Origin of the sequence: Klebsiella sp. GG_Kp146 (genome assembly GCF_040061975.1) — a bacterium.
Lineage (GTDB): Bacteria > Pseudomonadota > Gammaproteobacteria > Enterobacterales > Enterobacteriaceae > Klebsiella > Klebsiella quasipneumoniae.
Window position 1 is genome coordinate 34,085 of the sequence record NZ_JBEAHA010000006.1, and the last position, 17,354, is coordinate 51,438.

The 17,354-nt window shown below is 59.5% G+C and carries 18 protein-coding genes; 9 read left to right on the plus strand and 9 right to left on the minus strand.

From position 1 onward, the window contains the following. Positions 1-23 precede the first annotated feature (23 nt). The 3 genes from qseG to glnB all read left to right on the plus strand — a co-directional run bounded on the left by qseG (position 24) and on the right by glnB (position 2,438). Positions 24-710 (plus strand): two-component system QseEF-associated lipoprotein QseG, encoded by a 687-nt coding sequence (gene qseG / locus ABLU95_RS08220; protein WP_023290659.1) that lies wholly within the window; start codon positions 24-26, stop codon positions 708-710. Beyond that, positions 697-2,034, plus strand: a complete 1,338-nt coding sequence (gene glrR, locus ABLU95_RS08225) for a two-component system response regulator GlrR (RefSeq protein WP_348879224.1) — start codon at positions 697-699, stop codon at positions 2,032-2,034. Before qseG ends, glrR begins: the two co-directional genes overlap by 14 nt. Before the next feature lie 65 nt (positions 2,035-2,099). Then, entirely contained in the window at positions 2,100-2,438 is a 339-nt protein-coding gene (gene glnB, locus ABLU95_RS08230; protein WP_002914032.1) for a nitrogen regulatory protein P-II, read from the plus strand. Between the two features lie 74 nt (positions 2,439-2,512). On the opposite strand, the gene hmpA is transcribed toward glnB, so the two are convergent. Next, positions 2,513-3,703, minus strand: coding sequence for an NO-inducible flavohemoprotein (gene hmpA / locus ABLU95_RS08235; protein ID WP_023290657.1), 1,191 nt, complete (start codon positions 3,701-3,703; stop codon positions 2,513-2,515). A 325-nt stretch (positions 3,704-4,028) separates the two neighbouring features. On the opposite strand from hmpA, the gene glyA reads away from it, so the two are divergent. Then, positions 4,029-5,282, plus strand: a complete 1,254-nt coding sequence (glyA, locus tag ABLU95_RS08240) for a serine hydroxymethyltransferase (RefSeq protein ID WP_002914027.1) — start codon at positions 4,029-4,031, stop codon at positions 5,280-5,282. Between the two features lie 55 nt (positions 5,283-5,337). Here glyA and ABLU95_RS08245 read toward each other — a convergent pair whose 3' ends face one another. The 6 genes from ABLU95_RS08245 to hcaE form a co-directional block, all read right to left on the minus strand. Next, complete coding sequence (locus ABLU95_RS08245; RefSeq protein WP_023290656.1) at positions 5,338-5,760, minus strand: DoxX family protein; 423 nt, start codon at positions 5,758-5,760, stop codon at positions 5,338-5,340. A gap of 101 nt (positions 5,761-5,861) precedes the next feature. Then, positions 5,862-7,064: a phenylpropionate dioxygenase ferredoxin reductase subunit gene (hcaD, locus tag ABLU95_RS08250; RefSeq protein WP_243806664.1), complete on the minus strand. Its 1,203-nt coding sequence runs from the start codon at positions 7,062-7,064 to the stop codon at positions 5,862-5,864. 9 nt (positions 7,065-7,073) lie between these two features. Continuing rightward, positions 7,074-7,886 (minus strand): 3-phenylpropionate-dihydrodiol/cinnamic acid-dihydrodiol dehydrogenase, encoded by an 813-nt coding sequence (gene hcaB, locus ABLU95_RS08255; protein WP_080901520.1) that lies wholly within the window; start codon positions 7,884-7,886, stop codon positions 7,074-7,076. Further along, positions 7,886-8,203, minus strand: coding sequence for a 3-phenylpropionate/cinnamic acid dioxygenase ferredoxin subunit (gene hcaC, locus ABLU95_RS08260; protein WP_044524356.1), 318 nt, complete (start codon positions 8,201-8,203; stop codon positions 7,886-7,888). Before hcaC ends, hcaB begins: the two co-directional genes overlap by 1 nt. After that, positions 8,203-8,721: a 3-phenylpropionate/cinnamic acid dioxygenase subunit beta gene (gene hcaF / locus ABLU95_RS08265; RefSeq protein ID WP_023290652.1), complete on the minus strand. Its 519-nt coding sequence runs from the start codon at positions 8,719-8,721 to the stop codon at positions 8,203-8,205. Before hcaF ends, hcaC begins: the two co-directional genes overlap by 1 nt. Next, the gene (hcaE, locus tag ABLU95_RS08270) at positions 8,718-10,079 is read right to left on the minus strand and encodes a 3-phenylpropionate/cinnamic acid dioxygenase subunit alpha (protein ID WP_048336305.1); all 1,362 of its coding nucleotides are present in this window, start codon (positions 10,077-10,079) and stop codon (positions 8,718-8,720) included. Before hcaE ends, hcaF begins: the two co-directional genes overlap by 4 nt. 135 nt (positions 10,080-10,214) lie before the next feature. Between hcaE and hcaR the strand changes: the two genes are divergently transcribed. Together hcaR and ABLU95_RS08280 are read left to right on the plus strand one after the other, a co-directional pair. After that, the gene (gene hcaR, locus ABLU95_RS08275; protein WP_086075126.1) at positions 10,215-11,099 is read left to right on the plus strand and encodes a DNA-binding transcriptional regulator HcaR; all 885 of its coding nucleotides are present in this window, start codon (positions 10,215-10,217) and stop codon (positions 11,097-11,099) included. A 322-nt stretch (positions 11,100-11,421) separates the two neighbouring features. Further along, entirely contained in the window at positions 11,422-12,558 is a 1,137-nt protein-coding gene (locus tag ABLU95_RS08280) for a 3-phenylpropionate MFS transporter (protein WP_048336304.1), read from the plus strand. Here the strand turns inward: ABLU95_RS08280 and csiE are convergent. Then, a complete protein-coding gene (csiE, locus tag ABLU95_RS08285) occupies positions 12,555-13,832 on the minus strand; it encodes a stationary phase inducible protein CsiE (RefSeq protein ID WP_348879228.1) in 1,278 nt (425 codons plus the stop codon). The two genes, ABLU95_RS08280 and csiE, sit on opposite strands and share 4 nt — an antisense overlap. 124 nt (positions 13,833-13,956) lie before the next feature. On the opposite strand from csiE, the gene ABLU95_RS08290 reads away from it, so the two are divergent. Then, on the plus strand, positions 13,957-14,595 hold the full coding sequence (locus tag ABLU95_RS08290; protein WP_101978397.1) for a DUF1007 family protein: 639 nt from the start codon (positions 13,957-13,959) through the stop codon (positions 14,593-14,595). Further along, a complete protein-coding gene (locus ABLU95_RS08295) occupies positions 14,586-15,566 on the plus strand; it encodes a nickel/cobalt transporter (protein WP_060590176.1) in 981 nt (326 codons plus the stop codon). The genes ABLU95_RS08290 and ABLU95_RS08295 overlap by 10 nt, the downstream gene beginning before the upstream one ends. Positions 15,567-15,613: 47 nt before the next feature. On the opposite strand, the gene suhB is transcribed toward ABLU95_RS08295, so the two are convergent. After that, positions 15,614-16,417 carry an inositol-1-monophosphatase gene (suhB, locus tag ABLU95_RS08300; protein WP_002913995.1) on the minus strand — a complete coding sequence of 268 codons (804 nt, stop codon included), beginning with the start codon at positions 16,415-16,417 and terminating at the stop codon, positions 15,614-15,616. 120 nt (positions 16,418-16,537) lie between these two features. Here suhB and trmJ point away from each other — a divergent pair, with 120 nt between their 5' ends. Further along, positions 16,538-17,272, plus strand: a complete 735-nt coding sequence (gene trmJ, locus ABLU95_RS08305) for a tRNA (cytosine(32)/uridine(32)-2'-O)-methyltransferase TrmJ (RefSeq protein WP_023290645.1) — start codon at positions 16,538-16,540, stop codon at positions 17,270-17,272. The last annotated feature ends 82 nt before the right edge of the window (positions 17,273-17,354 follow it).

Below are 17,354 nucleotides of genomic sequence, written 5' to 3' on the forward strand. Positions count from 1 at the left end.
TAATGAATCGATATCGGGGAACTATGTCCCAATTCCTGGCCTGGCGCCGTTCCCTTAGCGGATGGCTGCTCTCAGGCATTGCTTGTCTGACGCTGGCGGGGTGTTCCGCCGGCTTCTCGCCGCATAGTGCGGAAGGTGCCGCCGCCCCCGGGCAGGCGCAGCATCAGGTGGCCGATTTTGTCGCGGTGGACTGCGCCGATATCTGGGCGCACAGCAGCGATGCCAGCGACAAAAACCCCCTCTACTGGCTGCGGGGCATTGACTGCGCCGATCGTCTCGCGCCGGCGCAGGCGCGAGCGGAGGCGAAACGCCATACCGACGACAGCTGGCAGGACGCGTTCCGCCGCGGCATTCTGCTTGCCGATGCCAAAATTACCCCTGACGAGCGCCGCGAGCTGGTGGCGCGTCTCGACACCTTCAGCCCGCAAATCGCCGTTCAGGTCCGCCCGCTGTATCAGCTCTGGCGCGACGGGCAGGCCCGTCAGCTGCAGCTGGTGGAGGAGCGAGCCCGCTACGCGAAGCTTCAGCAGTCCAGCGATAGCGAGCTGGAGACGTTGCGCCAGCAGGAGCAGTCGCTGCGCGAACAGCTGGAGCTGACCACCCGTAAGCTGGAGAATCTGACGGATATTGAACGCCAGCTCTCCAGCCGCAAGCCGGGCGGCAATTTCGGCAGCGAAAAAGTGCCGGAGGTTATCCATGACGATCCGTAAACCGGCGCGTTTGCTGCTGGTGGATGACGATCCGGGGCTGCTGAAGCTGCTGGGCATGCGCCTGGTCAGCGAAGGCTATAGCGTGGTCACCGCCGAGAGCGGCCCGGAAGCGCTGCGCGTGCTGGGGCGTGAGAAGGTGGATCTGGTGATTAGCGATCTGCGGATGGATGAAATGGACGGTCTGCAGCTCTTCAGTGAGATCCAGAAGGGACAGCCCGGCATGCCGGTGATCATTCTCACCGCCCATGGCTCGATCCCCGACGCGGTGGCGGCCACCCAGCAGGGCGTCTTCAGCTTCCTGACTAAGCCGGTTGATAAAGACGCCTTGTATCAAGCCATTGATGAGGCGCTGGAGCAGCGCTCGCCAGCCACCGACGAAGCCTGGCGTCAGGCCATTGTCACCCGCAGCCCGCTGATGCTGCGCCTGCTCGAGCAGGCCGGGATGGTGGCGCAGTCCGACGTTAGCGTGCTGATTAACGGCCAGAGCGGGACCGGGAAGGAGATAGTCGCCCAGGCGATCCACAACGCCAGCCCGCGTCATGACAAGCCGTTCGTGGCGATTAACTGCGGCGCGCTGCCGGAACAGCTGCTCGAGTCCGAACTGTTCGGCCATGCGCGGGGCGCCTTTACCGGCGCGGTCAGCAACCGCGAAGGGTTATTCCAGGCCGCCGAAGGCGGTACGCTGTTTCTCGATGAGATTGGCGATATGCCGGTCGCCCTGCAGGTGAAGCTGCTGCGCGTCCTGCAGGAGCGTAAGGTACGCCCGCTCGGCAGCAACCGCGATATCGAGATCAACGTGCGGATCATCTCCGCCACCCACCGCGACCTGCCGAAGGCGATGGCTCGCGGCGAGTTTCGCGAAGATCTGTTCTATCGCCTCAATGTGGTTAACCTGAAGATCCCGCCGCTCTCCGAACGCACGGAAGATATTCCGCTGTTGGCCAACCATCTGCTGCGTCAGTCCGCCGATCGCCATAAGCCGTTCGTTCGGGCGTTTTCCAGCGATGCGATGAAGCGGCTGATGGCCGCCAACTGGCCCGGCAATGTGCGCCAGCTGGTGAACGTGATTGAGCAGTGCGTGGCCCTGACCTCGTCGCCGGTGATCGGCGATGCGCTGGTGGAGCAGGCGCTGGAGGGCGAGAACACCGCCCTGCCGACCTTCGTGGAGGCGCGCAATCAGTTTGAGCTGAACTACCTGCGTAAGCTGCTGCAGATTACCAGGGGCAACGTCACCCATGCCGCGCGGATGGCTGGACGCAACCGCACTGAATTCTATAAGCTGCTGTCGCGCCATGAGATCGACGCCAACGACTTTAAAGAGTAGCTCCGCAACATAGCGCAAGTTATGATACGGTAAGCAACCGGTTACGCGACTAAGACAGGAACACCATGAAAAAGATTGATGCGATTATTAAACCTTTCAAACTGGATGACGTGCGTGAAGCGCTGGCCGAAGTCGGCATCACCGGGATGACGGTAACGGAAGTGAAAGGCTTTGGCCGCCAGAAAGGGCACACCGAACTCTACCGCGGCGCGGAGTATATGGTGGATTTTCTGCCGAAAGTGAAAATTGAAATCGTGGTGACCGACGATATCGTCGATACCTGTGTGGATACCATCATCCGTACCGCGCAGACCGGCAAAATCGGTGACGGTAAAATCTTTGTCTTTGATGTCGCGCGCGTGATTCGTATCCGTACCGGCGAAGAAGACGACGCGGCGATTTAACGCTCGCCGCTCGCTGCAGTATTGCCGGGTGGCGCTGCGCTTACCCGGCCTACAAATCCCCGCGTCGTCGGGGCTTACAGCACCTTATGCGGCCCGAAGCATTCGTAATGAATGTTGTCTTTATTCACCCCTTGCGCCACCAGCTGCTGCGCCGCATACTGCATAAAGGCCACCGGGCCGCAGAGATAGAACTGCATCTGCGGGTCGCGAAGGGTTTCCGCCACCGCCGCTAAATCCATCAAACCTTCGCTATCAAAACGTCCTGCCTGACGGTCGGCCTCGCTCGGGTTGCGATACCAGACGTGAGCGGTAAACGCCGGCAGCGCCGCGCCGAGCGCCTGTACTTCATCCGCAAAGGCATGGACTTCGCCATTTTCCGCCGCATGGAACCAGTTCACCTGACCCTGATGGCGGCTCTTCGCCAGCGCATCCAGCATCGCCAGCATCGGCGTTTGCCCGACGCCGCCGGAGAGCAGAGTGACCGGCGTCTGCGGTTCAACGTTAAGGAAGAAGTCCCCGGCCGGCGCCGCGAGATAGACCACATCGCCTTCGCTGGCATGGTTATGCAGCCAGCTGGAAACCTGGCCGCCTTCTTCGCGTTTAACCGCGATGCGGTAGCCCTTGCCGTCCGCTTTGCGGGTCAGGGAGTACTGGCGAATTTCCTGATATTCGAAATCTTCCGGCTTCAGCCAGATGGCCAGATACTGGCCAGGCTGGTAATCGGCGACCGGCTGGCCGTCGACCGGCTCGAGCTCAAAGCTGGTGATAAGCTGGCTGCGCGGGGTTTTCTTCACGATGCGGAACGCGCGGGTCCCTTCCCAGCCGCCGGTTTTACTGGCGTTTTGCTGATAGATCTCGGCTTCGCGGCCGATAAAAACGTTCGCCAGCACGCCGTAAGCTTTCCCCCAGGCATCAAGGACTTCCTGACCCGGGCTGAACATTTCATCGAGGGTCGCCAGCAGATGGCTGCCCACGATGTTGTACTGCTCCGGTTTGATCTGGAAACTGGTGTGTTTCTGGGCGATTTTTTCCACCGCCGGCAGCAGGGCGGGCAGGTTATCGATATTGCTGGCGTAGGCGGCAATGGCGTTGAACAACGCTTCTCGCTGGTCGCCGTTGCGCTGGTTGCTCATATTGAAGATCTCTTTGAGCTCCGGGTTATGCGCAAACATACGATCGTAGAAATGGGCGGTTAATTTTGGTCCAGTCTCTACCAGCAGGGGGATGGTGGCTTTGACCGTAGCGATGGTTTGAGCGTCGAGCATAGCGTGCTTCCTTGTGTGTTACTTTAATGATGTATTTTAAATACATCTTAAGGAAATAACCCTGCGTTGTAAATGGTTCTTTAACACTTTCCGCCGTTGCAGTTACAACATGAAGAATTTGCATCACAATCCTGAAAAGAAATCCGTTGATACTGAGAGAGGCGTTATTGCTCAAAGCCTTGTGTCATGCGGAGCCAAACGTTTGCGTAAAATCCTTTGTCAAGACCTGTTATCACAGAATGATTCGGTTATACTGTGGGCCGTTGTCCAATCGGACCGCCTTTTTAGGCCGAAATTTTATTGTTAGCTGAGTCAGGAGATGCGGATGTTAAAGCGTGAAATGAACATTGCCGATTATGATGCCGAACTGTGGCAGGCTATGGAGCAGGAAAAAGTACGTCAGGAAGAGCACATCGAACTGATCGCCTCCGAAAACTACACCAGTCCGCGCGTGATGCAAGCGCAGGGCTCTCAGCTGACCAACAAATATGCTGAAGGATATCCGGGCAAGCGTTACTACGGCGGCTGCGAATATGTCGACGTGGTTGAGCAGCTGGCTATCGACCGCGCGAAAGAGCTGTTCGGCGCTGACTATGCTAACGTCCAGCCGCACTCCGGCTCCCAGGCTAACTTTGCCGTTTACACCGCGCTGCTGCAGCCGGGCGATACCGTGCTGGGGATGAACCTGGCGCAGGGCGGCCACCTGACTCACGGCTCTCCGGTTAACTTCTCCGGCAAACTGTACAACATCATCCCTTACGGTATTGATGAGTCCGGCAAAATTGACTATGACGACATGGCGAAGCAGGCTCAGGAACATAAACCGAAGATGATCATCGGTGGTTTCTCCGCTTACTCCGGTATCGTTGACTGGGCAAAAATGCGTGAAATCGCTGACAGCATCGGCGCATACCTGTTTGTCGATATGGCGCACGTGGCAGGCCTGATTGCCGCTGGCGTGTATCCGAACCCGGTTCCGCATGCTCACGTCGTGACCACCACCACCCACAAAACCCTGGCCGGTCCGCGCGGCGGCCTGATCCTGGCGAAAGGCGGTAGCGAAGAGCTGTACAAGAAACTGAACTCTGCGGTATTCCCAAGCGCGCAGGGCGGCCCGCTGATGCACGTTATCGCAGCGAAAGCGGTGGCGCTGAAAGAAGCGATGGAGCCAGAGTTTAAAGTTTACCAGCAGCAGGTTGCGAAAAACGCCAAAGCAATGGTGGAAGTGTTCCTGAACCGCGGCTACAAAGTGGTGTCTGGCGGTACTGAGAACCATCTGTTCCTGCTGGACCTGGTGGATAAAAACCTGACCGGTAAAGAAGCTGACGCTGCCCTGGGCCGCGCCAACATCACCGTCAACAAAAACAGCGTGCCGAACGATCCGAAGAGCCCGTTCGTAACCTCCGGTATCCGTATCGGTTCTCCGGCAGTGACTCGCCGCGGCTTTAAAGAAGCGGAAGTCAAAGAGCTGGCTGGCTGGATGTGTGATGTGCTGGACAATATCAATGACGACGCGGTCATTGAGCGCGTGAAAGGCAAAGTCCTGGATATCTGCGCCCGCTTCCCGGTTTATGCGTAAGCGTTAGCGTTGACATCAAAAAGGCCGCGTTTGCGGCCTTTTTTGCGTCTGGAGATTAGCGGCGGTCGAGCGAAATCGCTCCGGGGCCGGTTACCGCCAGCAGCAGGAAAGCGCCGGCGATGCTGACGTTTTTCCAGAAGTTAATCATGTTCGGCAATACCGCATCGCCAGTCATATCCCAGTAGTGATGGCCAATCACCGCGGTGCCCAGGGTGTAGAAGATAAAGATGACCGCCAGCGGGCGGGTGAAAAAGCCCAGCACAATTAAAATGGCGGCAGGCACTTCCATAATGACGGCGATAATCGCCGCCAGGGTCGGCATCGGCGCGCCGGAGGCGGCCATGTACTGCACCGTACCGTCAAAGCCCAGCAGTTTGGGGTAGCCAAAAAGAATAAACAGAACTACCACGGCGATGCGGGCGATAAGCAGTAGCAGAGAGCGGGATGCGCCAAAATCAAAATAGCGGAGTGTGTTCATAATCAGCTCGTTATGAGAGAAGTGTCCTTTAAACGTAATACACGTTTTTGCTTCCCGCCACGTTAGTCCTGGCAACATCCCCGGTCCGCTGAACAACGAAATTACCGCATTTTTAACGGGACGTTTTCATCGCATAGCGTTTCGGCATTCACCGCTTGACCACTCTGGATGAGCTTGCGTAGCGTGCGGATCTCGCGACCGTGATTGAGGGTGACCGCGCCGGTTAACACGCCGTCGCGCAGCTGGAACCAGATCGCTTTGCGATCGGCGGGCGCTCCCCGACACCACCACTTTTCGCCCTGCATATCGCCAATAAACTGCAGGTTATCTTCGTACTGATCGGTCCAGAACCAGCCTGGCGCCCTGGCGGGGCGTGGTTTGCCAAGCATGGCCGCAGCGGCAATCTGCGCCTGGATATTAGCATTTTCCCAGCTCTCGACACGCGACAGCGAACCATCTGATTGCCGCGTCAGCGTGACGTCGCCGGCGGCAAAAATAGCCGGGTCCGAGGTCCTGCCGTCGGCATCCACGACGATGCCATTGTCGGTCTCCAGCCCGGCGCGGCGCGCGAGAGCATCGTTAGCCACGATGCCAATGCCATATACGACCGTCCCGGCGCGCAGGGTTTCGCCACTCTGTAAAGTGAGGGAGAGGTGGGTTCCCTGTTCCGCCTGTTCGATGGCGCTGTTCAACAGCACCCGTACCCCGGCCTGGCGATGGCGGGCCAGCAGGTAATCGCGGACCGGCGGCGGGGCGTTGCGACCCATCACCGTCGATGCCTGCTCCACCACCGTGACGCGACAGCCGCGCTGAATAGCGCTGGCGGCCAACTCCAGGCCGATGGTGCCTGCGCCGATGATAACCACCTCGCTCCCTGGCTGCAGCGCCGCGCGCAGACGCGCAGCATCGCCGGCGTGTCGCAGGGTCAGGCAACGTTCCCCCAGCGCGTCGAGCAGCGGCAGCGGCCTGGCGGCGGCTCCGGTCGCCAGCAGCAGTTGTCGCCAGTGAAAGACGCGATTGTCTGCCAGCGTCAGGCTCTGCGCCTGACGATCGATATCGCGCAGCGTCACACCGAGATGCAGCTGGACGTTGTTGTCCTGCCACCAGCTGGCGGGGAGCACCGGCTGTCGCTGTGGATCTGCATCCAGCAGCATCGCTTTCGACAGCGGCGGGCGCTCATAGGGTAAATGGGGTTCATCAGAAAACAGGTGCAGGGGACCCTGGTAACCCTGCTGGCGGAGGGCCGCGGCGGCCATCGCCCCGGCCTGTCCACCGCCGATAATGGCAATCATCGGTTCGCTCATCATCACTCCTTACAGGTTTAGTCCGGCGGCGACATGGCGGATCCCGCGGATCCCCAGCCCGCCATCGGCATTGATCATCACCCCGCTCAGCGTCCGATTATTACGTCGGGAAGCCAGCATGACGTACGGGCCGGTGAAATCGACCGGTTCGGGGAAAAACTGCAGTGGCAGGATGGCGGCGATCTTCTCCGCCGTTAGGGAGTGCATTATCGTGGTGTCGCTTTGCCCCAGCGCCTGCGGGCCGCGCAGATCGGTCGCCATCCCGCAGGGGCCAACGCCGTTGACCCGCACCTTCGGCGCCAGCTCGTAGGCCAGCTGGCGAATTAAGCCGGTCGCCGCATGTTTGCTGGCGGTGTAGAGCGGGCCGCCGCCGCCCGGATACCAGGCCGCGTTGGAGAGGGTCAGAATAATGCTGCCTTCGCTGGCGATTAATGCCGGGGCGCAGGCCTTGGCGCCGAGCAGATAGCCCAGCACGTTGACGTTGAACAGCTCATGGAAGCCATTCTCCAGCGCCTCCGCCGGGGTGTCCATCAGGGAGGCGTTATGATCCCAGATACCGGCGTTGCCGATAAAACAGTCCAGACGGCCATAGGTGGTGAGGATCTGATCCACTGCGCGCTGATAATCACCGTAGCGGGTTACGCTGCCTTCCACCGCCAGCACCCGATCGCCAAAGCGCTGGCGCAGGCTGGCGACTTTCGCGCCGGACAGTTCGAGGGTCGCGACCTTCGCCCCCTCGTCAATAAAGCGCTCAACCAGCGCCAGACCCAGGCCGGAACCGCCGCCGGTAATCAACACCATGTTATCGCGTAAATCGCTCATCAGGCCTCCTCAGGAATATCAATAAACACCTCACCGCCTTCCACGTGCACCGTATAGGTGGTCAGCGGCTCGGTGGCGGGCAGACACAGCGCTTTGCCGGTTTTCAGGCAGAAACTGGCGGCGTGTAGTGGACATTCCACCGTCGCGTCGTCTTCCAGGTAGCCTTCGGACATCGACGCGTTGCCATGGCTGCAGCGATCGTTAACGGCATAAAACGCTCCGCCAATATGGAACAGGGCAATAACGGGAGAGGTCTCCAGGCGGAGGGCTTCCCCCTCCGGCAGCTCAACGGTGGAGCAGGCGAATATTCGATTCATCAGAAGAGTACGCTCAGGTTGTGGGACGCGATCACTGCCTGATCGAGCACGATCTCTCTTGCCGTCAGGCGCCACTCGCCGCCAGGCAGACGGCGGACGGTGTCCCTCCGCGTGCCGACGTAGCAGGTCTCGTCACGCTCCTTTTGTGCGCGATATAGCAGATAGTTAAGGCGCACGGCGAAGCGATCCGGTTGTCCGGTTTCGCTGATCTGCAGGTTGTTAATCAGATGGCGGGTGCGGGATGGCGGCTCCTCTGCCCATGCCATGCCGGTCTCCAGGCGAGCAATCCGGCGCTCAAGCTGGTCTTTGTTGTCATTAAAGATCCAGGTGGTCGGTGGCTGGACCCCTTTGCGACGGTCGCGGGTCTGGGCGTTGACGGTCGTGCGCATGGTGTAGCGGATCTCGTCGTCCAGCTGCGTCAGCCAGTCGCGAAACTGCCAGTCGTCCAGCAGACGCGCCTCCTCGTAGAGGAACTGGCTGATGCGGTAGTGCAGTTCAGCAGAGACTAAGGCGCTCATTTCATCACCTCCTGCTGGTAAGCGGCGGTTTTTTCCTGCACTTCCTGCCACGTTTCGCTGCTTAACAGATCGGCCCAGCGCTGGTACATACCGCGGGCGGCAGTTTCGGAAAAGATATAGTTGGTTATCCCGGGAATGCCGTCTGTGCGGCGTTTTTCCTCGCCTAATCCCATCTCCAGGCACAGGCTGGTGTGACGCGCCCGGTGTCCTTTCAGCAGTTTTTGAATTTCACACCAGTTTTCCGAGTCATCCTGCTCGAGGAAACCAGCCGGACCAAAGGCGCGCGTGGCGCTGTTTTCGAACGCCGCTTTGACCTCATCGGAGGCGGCTTTATCGGTGAGACAGAATGCCCAGACCTCAACCCGATCCGGTCCTCGCGGGTGCCAGACGCGCAGCGTGGCGGTACCGTTTAGCCACGAGAGGGTCGGGAAGATGTTATTGTGACCTGCGAGGCGCAGGGCGCGGACGGTGCCCAGCCGCTGCTCGGCTTCGGCAAAGGTATCGCGGTAATAGCGGGAGACCTCGCCGTCGACCCAGACGTTAGCGTCCGGCTGTTCGGTGAAGAAAAAGCCGCTGCCGTGCCCCTCCTGACCAAACTGCAGCGCGTCTTTGGCAGTCTCCCACACCGGACGGGCGGTCTGTCCTTCGCCCAGGCGCTTTTCACTGCCATCATCTTTCGCGCCCAGCACCTGCACCGCCGAGGCGTGGCTGAACAGCGCGTGATACTGGTCGCTGGCGAACTGCTCGGCGGGGAATTTCCAGTTGCAGTCGATGGTCCACTTCTGTACGCCGCCAACGATCTCGGTCCCGCCTTCACGACGGTCGAGGACGCCGTCAAGATACCAGGCCATATCGCCCAGATAGTCACGCAGCGTGGGGGCTGTAGGATCCCAGTTGGCGAAAATAAGGCCTTTGTAACTTTCCACACACGGGACTTCATTGAGCCCCCAGTGGGACTTGCACAGCCCCTGCGGGTAGGCGCGCGGCTCGAGCGGGACGTCGATCAGCTCGCCGTCGATGCCATAAGACCAGCCGTGATAGGGGCAGGTGAAGGCTCGGGTATTGCCGCAGTCGGCGTAGCTCACGCGCATCGCGCGGTGACGACATTGATTTAAAAAGGCTTTAATGCTGCCGTCCTTTTGGCGGACCACCACCACGGCATCTTCACCCATGTACGTGTTAAAGAAATCCCCTGCCCGCGGGATCTGGCTTTCATGGGCCAGAAACAGCCAGCAGCGGCCAAAGATCCGCTCCAGCTCAAGCTGATAGATCTCAGGGTCGGTATAGATCCGTGGGGTGACGCGACCGTTTTGCGGGTCGACCAGTTGGTAGACATCGGTTTTCATTTTGATGGTCATTTTTTTCATCCTGTGGGGTAAGAGGTATTGACCTTCTCTTTTTTGTGTCATCCTTATGTTGCTTGTGGGTTATCAATGTGTGAAATAGTTAATTTCTACCAGCTGAGATGTTTTATCGATAACAAGGAGGGGTTGATGGAATTGAGGCACCTGCGCTATTTCGTCGCGGTGGCGCAGGAACTAAACTTCACCCGCGCGGCAGAAAAACTGCATACCTCGCAGCCTTCGCTGAGCAGTCAAATTCGCGATCTGGAACAGTGCGTCGGCGTGTCGTTGCTTGAGCGCGACAAACGCAAGGTGACGCTGACGGCGGCGGGGGAGTGTTTTCTGCAGGATGCGAAGGCGATACTCGACCAGGCAGAGAGTGCCAAAATGCGCGCGCGAAAAATCGTCCAGCACGATAACCACCTGGCGATTGGTTTTGTTCCGTCGGCCGAAGTCAATTTGCTGCCCGGCGTTCTGCCCTTGTTTCGCCGCAAACAACCGAATACCCGGGTTGAGCTGGTCAGTCTTATCACCACCGAGCAGGAAGATAAAATTCGCAGCGGTGAACTGGATATCGGACTGATGCGCCAACCGATCTACAGTCCGGAAATTGACTATCTTGAGTTGCTCCACGAACCGCTGGTGGTGGTGCTGCCGGTAGATCATCCGCTGGCGAAAGCAGAGAAGGTGAGCGCCAGCCAGCTGGACGGCGTTGATTTTGTCAGCACTGACCCGGCGTACTCTGGGGCGCTGGCGCCGATCGTCCAGGCGTGGTTCGAACAGCAAAAAAGCCAGCCGCGTATTGTCCAGGTGGCGACCAATATTCTGGTGACCATGAATCTGGTGGGGATGGGGCTCGGGGTGACTTTGATACCCGGTTATATGAATCATTTTAATACTGGCCGGGTGGTTTTTCGTCCTATCGCCGGCAATGCCCCGACCATTGCGCTGCTGATGGCATGGAAAAAAGGCACCATCAAGCCGGCGCTGGCCGATTTTATCGCCACGGCCAGAGAGCATGCGGCTGCAGGATAATCTCCTGTCTTTAGCGGACCGCTGACGGGCGGCGGCGCCTGAACGTCGGTCGTGAGCTGTGATGAACTTCACGATTTTAACGCAAACTTTCAGGGTTATGTCTGTCAGCCTGTCTGGCCTGTCATCCTACGCCATGGCTAACTCCAACGCCTCGGGCACTGCGTTTCAGCCGCGGTATCCGCCGGAATGCCATTTTTTCCGCCAGGGGCATCGCCCGGAGAACGAGGCACCGTGGTGAATAAACCGCCTTTTTCCGCTTTCTGCCTGACTTGCGTCCGCCGGGGTTTATCGCCAGACTGTCGCCACCATTCGGGAGGAAATCATGGTCTTGCACTCCACGCGCTGGCTGGCGCTCAGTTACTTCACCTACTTTTTTAGCTACGGTATTTTTCTGCCCTTCTGGAGCGTCTGGCTGGCCGGTAACGGACTGACCCCGGAAACCATCGGCATCTTGCTCGGCGCCGGTCTGGTAGCCCGTTTTCTCGGCAGCCTGCTGATCGCCCCGCGGGTGAGCGACCCCTCCCGGCTGATCGCCGCGCTGCGCGTGCTGGCGCTGTTAACCTTGCTCTTCGCGCTGGCCTTCTGGGCCGGCAGCCATGTCGCATGGCTGCTGGCGATCATTGTGGGCTTCAATCTGTTCTTTTCGCCGCTGGTGCCGCTGACGGATGCCCTGGCCAATACCTGGCAAAAGCAAATCACCATGGACTATGGCCGGGTGCGGCTATGGGGCTCCATCGCCTTTGTGATTGGTTCGGCGCTGACCGGCAAGCTGGTGAGCCTGTTTGATTACCGGGCGATCCTGCTGATGCTCAGCCTGGGCGTCGCCTCGATGCTGCTCGGCATGCTGCTGAAACCGTCGGTGATGCCCGAGGGGGCGTCGCGCCAGCAGCAGGGGGCCGGGCTGGCGGCCTGGCTGACGCTGGTGCGCCAGAGCTGGCGCTTTCTCGCCTGCGTTTGCCTGCTGCAGGGGGCGCACGCCGCCTACTACGGCTTTAGCGCCATTTACTGGCAGCAGGCAGGCTATTCGGCCTCGGCGGTGGGCTATTTGTGGTCGCTAGGCGTGGTGGCGGAAGTGGTGATCTTCGCGCTGAGTAAAAAGGTGTTCCGCCGCTTCAGCGCGCGGGATCTGCTGCTGCTCTCTGCCCTGTGCGGGCTGGTCCGCTGGACGCTGATGGGCTGGACCACGGCGCTGCCGGGGCTTATCCTCGCGCAGATCCTTCACTGCGGCACCTTTACGGTGTGTCATCTGGCGGCGATGCGCTATATCGCCGCCCGCCAGGGCAGCGAAGTGATCCGCCTGCAGGCCGTCTACTCCGCGGTGGCGATGGGCGGCAGTATTGCCATCATGACCGTCTTCGCCGGCTTCCTCTACCAGCACCTGCACCAGGGCGTGTTCTGGGTGATGGCGCTGCTGACCATCCCGGCGCTGGCTATCCGGCCAAAAACGGTGGCGGCCTAGTCTTCGAGCATCGCGCAGATATGCTGCTGCTGGCGTTCAGTGAAGCAGTTCTCCGCGTGGATCAGCGGCGGTGAAAACAGCGGCAGCGCCGTCGCATAGGGGGTGACGATAAGCGTCACCCCTTTGGGCGCCCCCTCTTTCTGAAAGCGCTCTACGTTCTGGTATTTGATGTTCAGCGGCAGCAGCGTCAGTTCGCGCAACTGCTGCTCCAGGGCCGCCTCCATATCCGGATTATCATCGGTCAGCAGCAGGACCTGCTTCTCATGCAGGTCGCTTTTCTGCATCAGCCAGGCGCCAAAGATCACCGCAATTAAGCCGGTCTCTTCCTCATTAAAACGGACGTGCCAGGCCTCTTCGAATTCGCTCAATGCCGCCTGGGTGGTACGCAGTAAGCGAGGATAGAGCCGACTCACTTCCTCTGTGAGCGTGTTATCGATGCCGATAGCAAACACGCTGCGGATCAACGCCTGCGACAAGTGAATATAAAGCTGATCGCTCAGCCCCTGCTCGTCACTGAACGACCTGCCGGCGAGCATCTGGAAGCGGTGGATCAGGCCGGAAATAGCCAGCCGCAGGCGTCGATCCTGCGGGTGACCATCGCGAAGCGGATCGGGGGTTTTGAGCATCATAAACAGCAGCGAGAGGAAAAAAGGCTCTCCGACATGCGGCGTCGCGCCGACCCGACGCTGCCAGTGGCGGACAATCTCCTGCGCCAGCGTGAACTCGGCGGCGGTCTGCGCCCAGCGTTGCTGTTCATCATTGAAGTCGGGTGAATATCCCCGGTGATGCTCAAGCAGACAGTACTGCAGGTACAGGCGCAGAAACTGAACGTCCCGGCAGTCGAACTGGCGATTGAGCGCTCGCGCGCAGCGGTTCACCAGCGCCTGCAGGTTAGTATCATCGTACAGAGTACGGGCGATGCCTTCCTGTTTAAGCTGCGTTTTCAGCGCCGGGGTAAAATGATGGTTAACGAACTGCGGGCACAGGCGCAGGCCCCGCCGCAGCGCATGCAGCAGGCATAAACGTTGGTCGAGCGCGGCGCCTTCAATCCGATAGCTGCCGTCCACCTGTGACCGAAGGGTCAGGCGGTGGTAACGCTGAATTTCGCGTCCGGTCTCCTCAATATCCTGCCGGGCCGTGGTCTCATCAACGAGGTTGATTCTGCCAAGCCGTTCAGTCGTTACCGACTGTCCGGGCAGATAAAACATCAGGAGCACCTGGCTACGGCGCTGTGGACTGGAAAGCGCAGATGGTGGTTCAATGACGGTCATCATCTGGTAAGTTCCAGTTAGGGTTTCCGCTAAGAATAGACAATGACAGCGGCGGGGGCAGGGAAGTGCGCCCGCTTTAGCTCAGGATTGCTGGCGAAGTTCACAGAATTTTTCACGTGAGGAACAGATGAACAGAGTGAAACAATGCACCAGCGCGGCGTTTTTCATGGTTTTATCATGGACAGCCGCCGCGCATCCGCATAGCTTCATCAGTTTGCAGAGCGAGCCGGTGGTCAAAGACGGCCTGCTGAGCGGGTTTAAAATGCGCTGGACGATGGATGAAATCACCTCATCGGATCTGCTCTACGACGCCGGAAACGCGAAACCGGGCAGCGAAATATGGAAAAAACTGGCGGCGGAGGTGATGGCCAACGTGCTCGGCCAGCACTATTTCAGCGAGCTGTGGCACAACGGCCAGCGGGTGAAATTTGAAAATCGCCCCGACGGCTACGGTCTTGAGCGCGACGGCCTGCAGGCGGTACTGACCTTCACCCTGCCGCTGGCGACGCCGCAACCCGTTGCCGGACAGACATTTACCTTTTCCACTTTCGACCCAACCTACTATGTCGACATGTTTTATGACAAAGATAGCGATTTTTCCCTGCCCGCAGGGCTGCAGGCCGACTGTAAGGCAACGGTAATGACGCCAAAACCGAATGACAAAATGCTCTCATACGCCCAGTCGCTGGATAAAGCGGATGCGCCGCCGGAGGATATGGCGCTGGGCAGCTATTTTGCCCAGAAGGTGACCCTGACATGTCAGTAATTTTTACCCCGCGCACGCGCGCGTCGCGCTGGAAAGCGCTGTGGCCGTTGGCGCTACTGCTGGCCGTGAGCGTCACGGGCGGCTTCTGGCTGTGGCAGGCCTGGCCGCAGGTGCTGATGCAGAGCGCGGTCTGGCAGCGCGCGCTCAATCTGGAGCTCAGCCGCCTGCTGCAGGCGGTGGCGGAGAACCCGGCGGCGGCGGGGCTGTCGCTGCTTGGGTTCAGCTTCGTTTACGGGGTGCTCCATGCCTTAGGGCCCGGCCACGGCAAAATTGTCATTACCACCTGGCTTGCCACCCATCCTTCGAAGTTGAAATCGAGTATTAACCTGACGCTGGCCGCCTCTTTATTGCAGGGGCTGGTGGCTATCGCGCTGGTGGTAGTGGTGCTGGCGCTGCTGCAGCTGCCGGCGCGCCAGCTGCATCTCAGTAGTTTCTGGCTGGAGAAGGGGAGCTATTTGCTGGTGGGCGCGTTAGGTCTGCTGCTCTGCTGGCGGGCGCTGAAAAAGCTGCGTCTGCTGCTGAGCCGGCCAACGTTTACCGCGTTTACCCCGCATCATGTTCATAACGAACATTGCGGCTGCGGGCATCAGCATCTCCCGGCCCCGGAGCAGCTGCAGGCCGGCGACGACTGGCGGGCTCGGTCCGTGATTGTCCTGTCGATGGGCATGCGTCCCTGCTCGGGGGCGATCATGGTCCTGCTGTTCAGCAAGGTGATCGGGGTGTTCAACTGGGGGATGGCGGCGGCGCTGGCGATGGCGGCAGGGACCTCATTGACTATCACGGCGCTGGCGCTGCTGGTGCACAGTTTTCGCCAGCTGGCGGTGAAGCTGGGTCGGCATCAGGCGCCGCCGCTGTGGCGTCAGGTGGGCTGGCTGACGCTGGCGCTGGCCGGCGGCGTGGCGCTGCTGGTGGCCGCTGTCGTGATGTGGAGTAGCGCGATCGCGCCAGGCGGCGGTTTGCGACCGTTTTAGAACATAAAAAAAGGAAGCCGCGGCTTCCTTTTTACATCTGCAAGAGATTAACGCTTCAGCGCGTCGCTCAGCTGCTCGCGCATATTCGCCAGCATCGCTTTCACCACACGCGGGTTACCGGCAACGATGTTGCCCGTCAGCATATAGTTATGACCGCCGGTGAAGTCGCAAACGATAGCGCCTGCTTCACGGGCGATCAGCTCGCCTGCGGCGAAATCCCATGGTTTCAGGGCAATTTCAAAGTAACCGTCAACGCGGCCGGCGGCAACGTAGGCCAGATCCAGCGCGGCGGAGCCGGTGCGGCGGAAATCGGCGCATTCGGTGAACATGTTGCCGAGAATATTCATGTAAGTGGTGGCGTGCTGCTTCGCCTTGAACGGGAAACCGGTCGCGATGATGGTGCCGTCGAGGTCGCGAGCGTTGCTGCCGCGCAGACGGTAGCCGTTCAGCTGCGCGCCCTGGCCGCGGGTCGCGGTGAAAAGTTCGTTACGCATCGGATCGTAAACCACCGCGACTTCAGTACGGCCTTTGATGCGTACGGCGATGGAAACAGAGAAGTGCGGCAGACGTTTAACGAAGTTGGTGGTGCCATCCAGTGGATCGATAACCCATTGAACATCCTGCTCTTCACCAGCGTGTTCACCGCTTTCTTCGGTGATAATGGTGTGCTGCGGGTAAGATTTGCGAATGGTTTCGATAATAATCGCTTCGGCGGCTTTATCGACGTTGGTCACAAAATCATTGCTGCCTTTCTGGCTGGTTTCTACGGTGTCTGGCGTTTCGTAGTGTTTGGCAATTAAATTACCCGCCTTGCGCGCGGCGCGCACGGCGATGTTCAGCATCGGATGCATCGGTCTCTCTCACTGGATGTTAAAGAACGGGAAAAAACGGCGCATATAATAACAGCGAATTCTGCTTATGTCTCCGTTTTATGGTAGCATGCCCGAATAATCTTTAGCCGAAGAACCATAATGCTGCAAAATATTCGAATCGTACTGGTAGAAACCTCCCACACCGGCAATATGGGCTCCGTTGCCCGCGCGATGAAAACCATGGGCTTAACCAACCTGTGGCTGGTCAATCCGCTGGTGAAACCTGATTCCCAGGCCATTGCGCTGGCCGCGGGCGCCAGCGACGTCATTGGCAACGCGCAGATCGTCGATACCCTTGATGAAGCGCTGGCGGGCTGTAGCCTGGTGGTTGGCACCAGCGCGCGCTCCCGCACGCTGCCGTGGCCGATGCTCGATCCCCGCGAATGCGGCCTGAAAAGCATCGCCGAAGGCCAGCATGCGCCGGTGGCGTTGGTGTTTGGCCGCGAGCGCGTTGGCCTGACCAACGACGAACTGCAGAAGTGTCACTACCATGTGGCCATCGCCGCCAACCCGGAGTACAGCTCGCTGAACCTGGCGATGGCGGTGCAGGTTATCGCCTACGAAGTGCGGATGGCCTGGCTGGCGGCGCAGGAGCAAGCGCAGCCGGCGGTTGAGCACGAAGAAGCGCCGTACCCGCTGGTAGATGACCTGGAGCGTTTCTACGGTCATCTTGAGCAGACGCTGCTGGCGACGGGCTTTATCCGCCCGAATCATCCGGGGCAGGTGATGAACAAACTGCGTCGTCTGTTCACTCGTGCGCGCCCGGAAAGCCAGGAGCTGAACATCCTGCGCGGCATGCTGGCCTCGATTGACCAGCAGAATAAAGGCAAGTAACCGCGTTGATGCCGGATGGCGCTGCGCTTATCCGGCATGCAAATCACGCGGCCCTTGCTATCTCCTGGTGGGAGAGGGCCGG

Coding starts and splice junctions, on each gene's coding strand:
- hcaR (WP_086075126.1), top strand. CDS start 10,215: ATGGAATTGAGGCACCTGCGCTATTTCGTCGCGGTGGCGCAGGAACTA.
- hcaE (WP_048336305.1), bottom strand. CDS start 10,079: ATGACCATCAAAATGAAAACCGATGTCTACCAACTGGTCGACCCGCAA.
- qseG (WP_023290659.1), top strand. CDS start 24: ATGTCCCAATTCCTGGCCTGGCGCCGTTCCCTTAGCGGATGGCTGCTC.
- ABLU95_RS08280 (WP_048336304.1), top strand. CDS start 11,422: ATGGTCTTGCACTCCACGCGCTGGCTGGCGCTCAGTTACTTCACCTAC.
- glrR (WP_348879224.1), top strand. CDS start 697: ATGACGATCCGTAAACCGGCGCGTTTGCTGCTGGTGGATGACGATCCG.
- ABLU95_RS08245 (WP_023290656.1), bottom strand. CDS start 5,760: ATGAACACACTCCGCTATTTTGATTTTGGCGCATCCCGCTCTCTGCTA.
- csiE (WP_348879228.1), bottom strand. CDS start 13,832: ATGATGACCGTCATTGAACCACCATCTGCGCTTTCCAGTCCACAGCGC.
- hmpA (WP_023290657.1), bottom strand. CDS start 3,703: ATGCTCGACGCTCAAACCATCGCTACGGTCAAAGCCACCATCCCCCTG.
- hcaD (WP_243806664.1), bottom strand. CDS start 7,064: ATGAGCGAACCGATGATTGCCATTATCGGCGGTGGACAGGCCGGGGCG.
- glnB (WP_002914032.1), top strand. CDS start 2,100: ATGAAAAAGATTGATGCGATTATTAAACCTTTCAAACTGGATGACGTG.
- trmJ (WP_023290645.1), top strand. CDS start 16,538: ATGCTGCAAAATATTCGAATCGTACTGGTAGAAACCTCCCACACCGGC.
- hcaB (WP_080901520.1), bottom strand. CDS start 7,886: ATGAGCGATTTACGCGATAACATGGTGTTGATTACCGGCGGCGGTTCC.
- suhB (WP_002913995.1), bottom strand. CDS start 16,417: ATGCATCCGATGCTGAACATCGCCGTGCGCGCCGCGCGCAAGGCGGGT.
- ABLU95_RS08295 (WP_060590176.1), top strand. CDS start 14,586: ATGTCAGTAATTTTTACCCCGCGCACGCGCGCGTCGCGCTGGAAAGCG.
- hcaC (WP_044524356.1), bottom strand. CDS start 8,203: ATGAATCGAATATTCGCCTGCTCCACCGTTGAGCTGCCGGAGGGGGAA.
- ABLU95_RS08290 (WP_101978397.1), top strand. CDS start 13,957: ATGAACAGAGTGAAACAATGCACCAGCGCGGCGTTTTTCATGGTTTTA.
- glyA (WP_002914027.1), top strand. CDS start 4,029: ATGTTAAAGCGTGAAATGAACATTGCCGATTATGATGCCGAACTGTGG.
- hcaF (WP_023290652.1), bottom strand. CDS start 8,721: ATGAGCGCCTTAGTCTCTGCTGAACTGCACTACCGCATCAGCCAGTTC.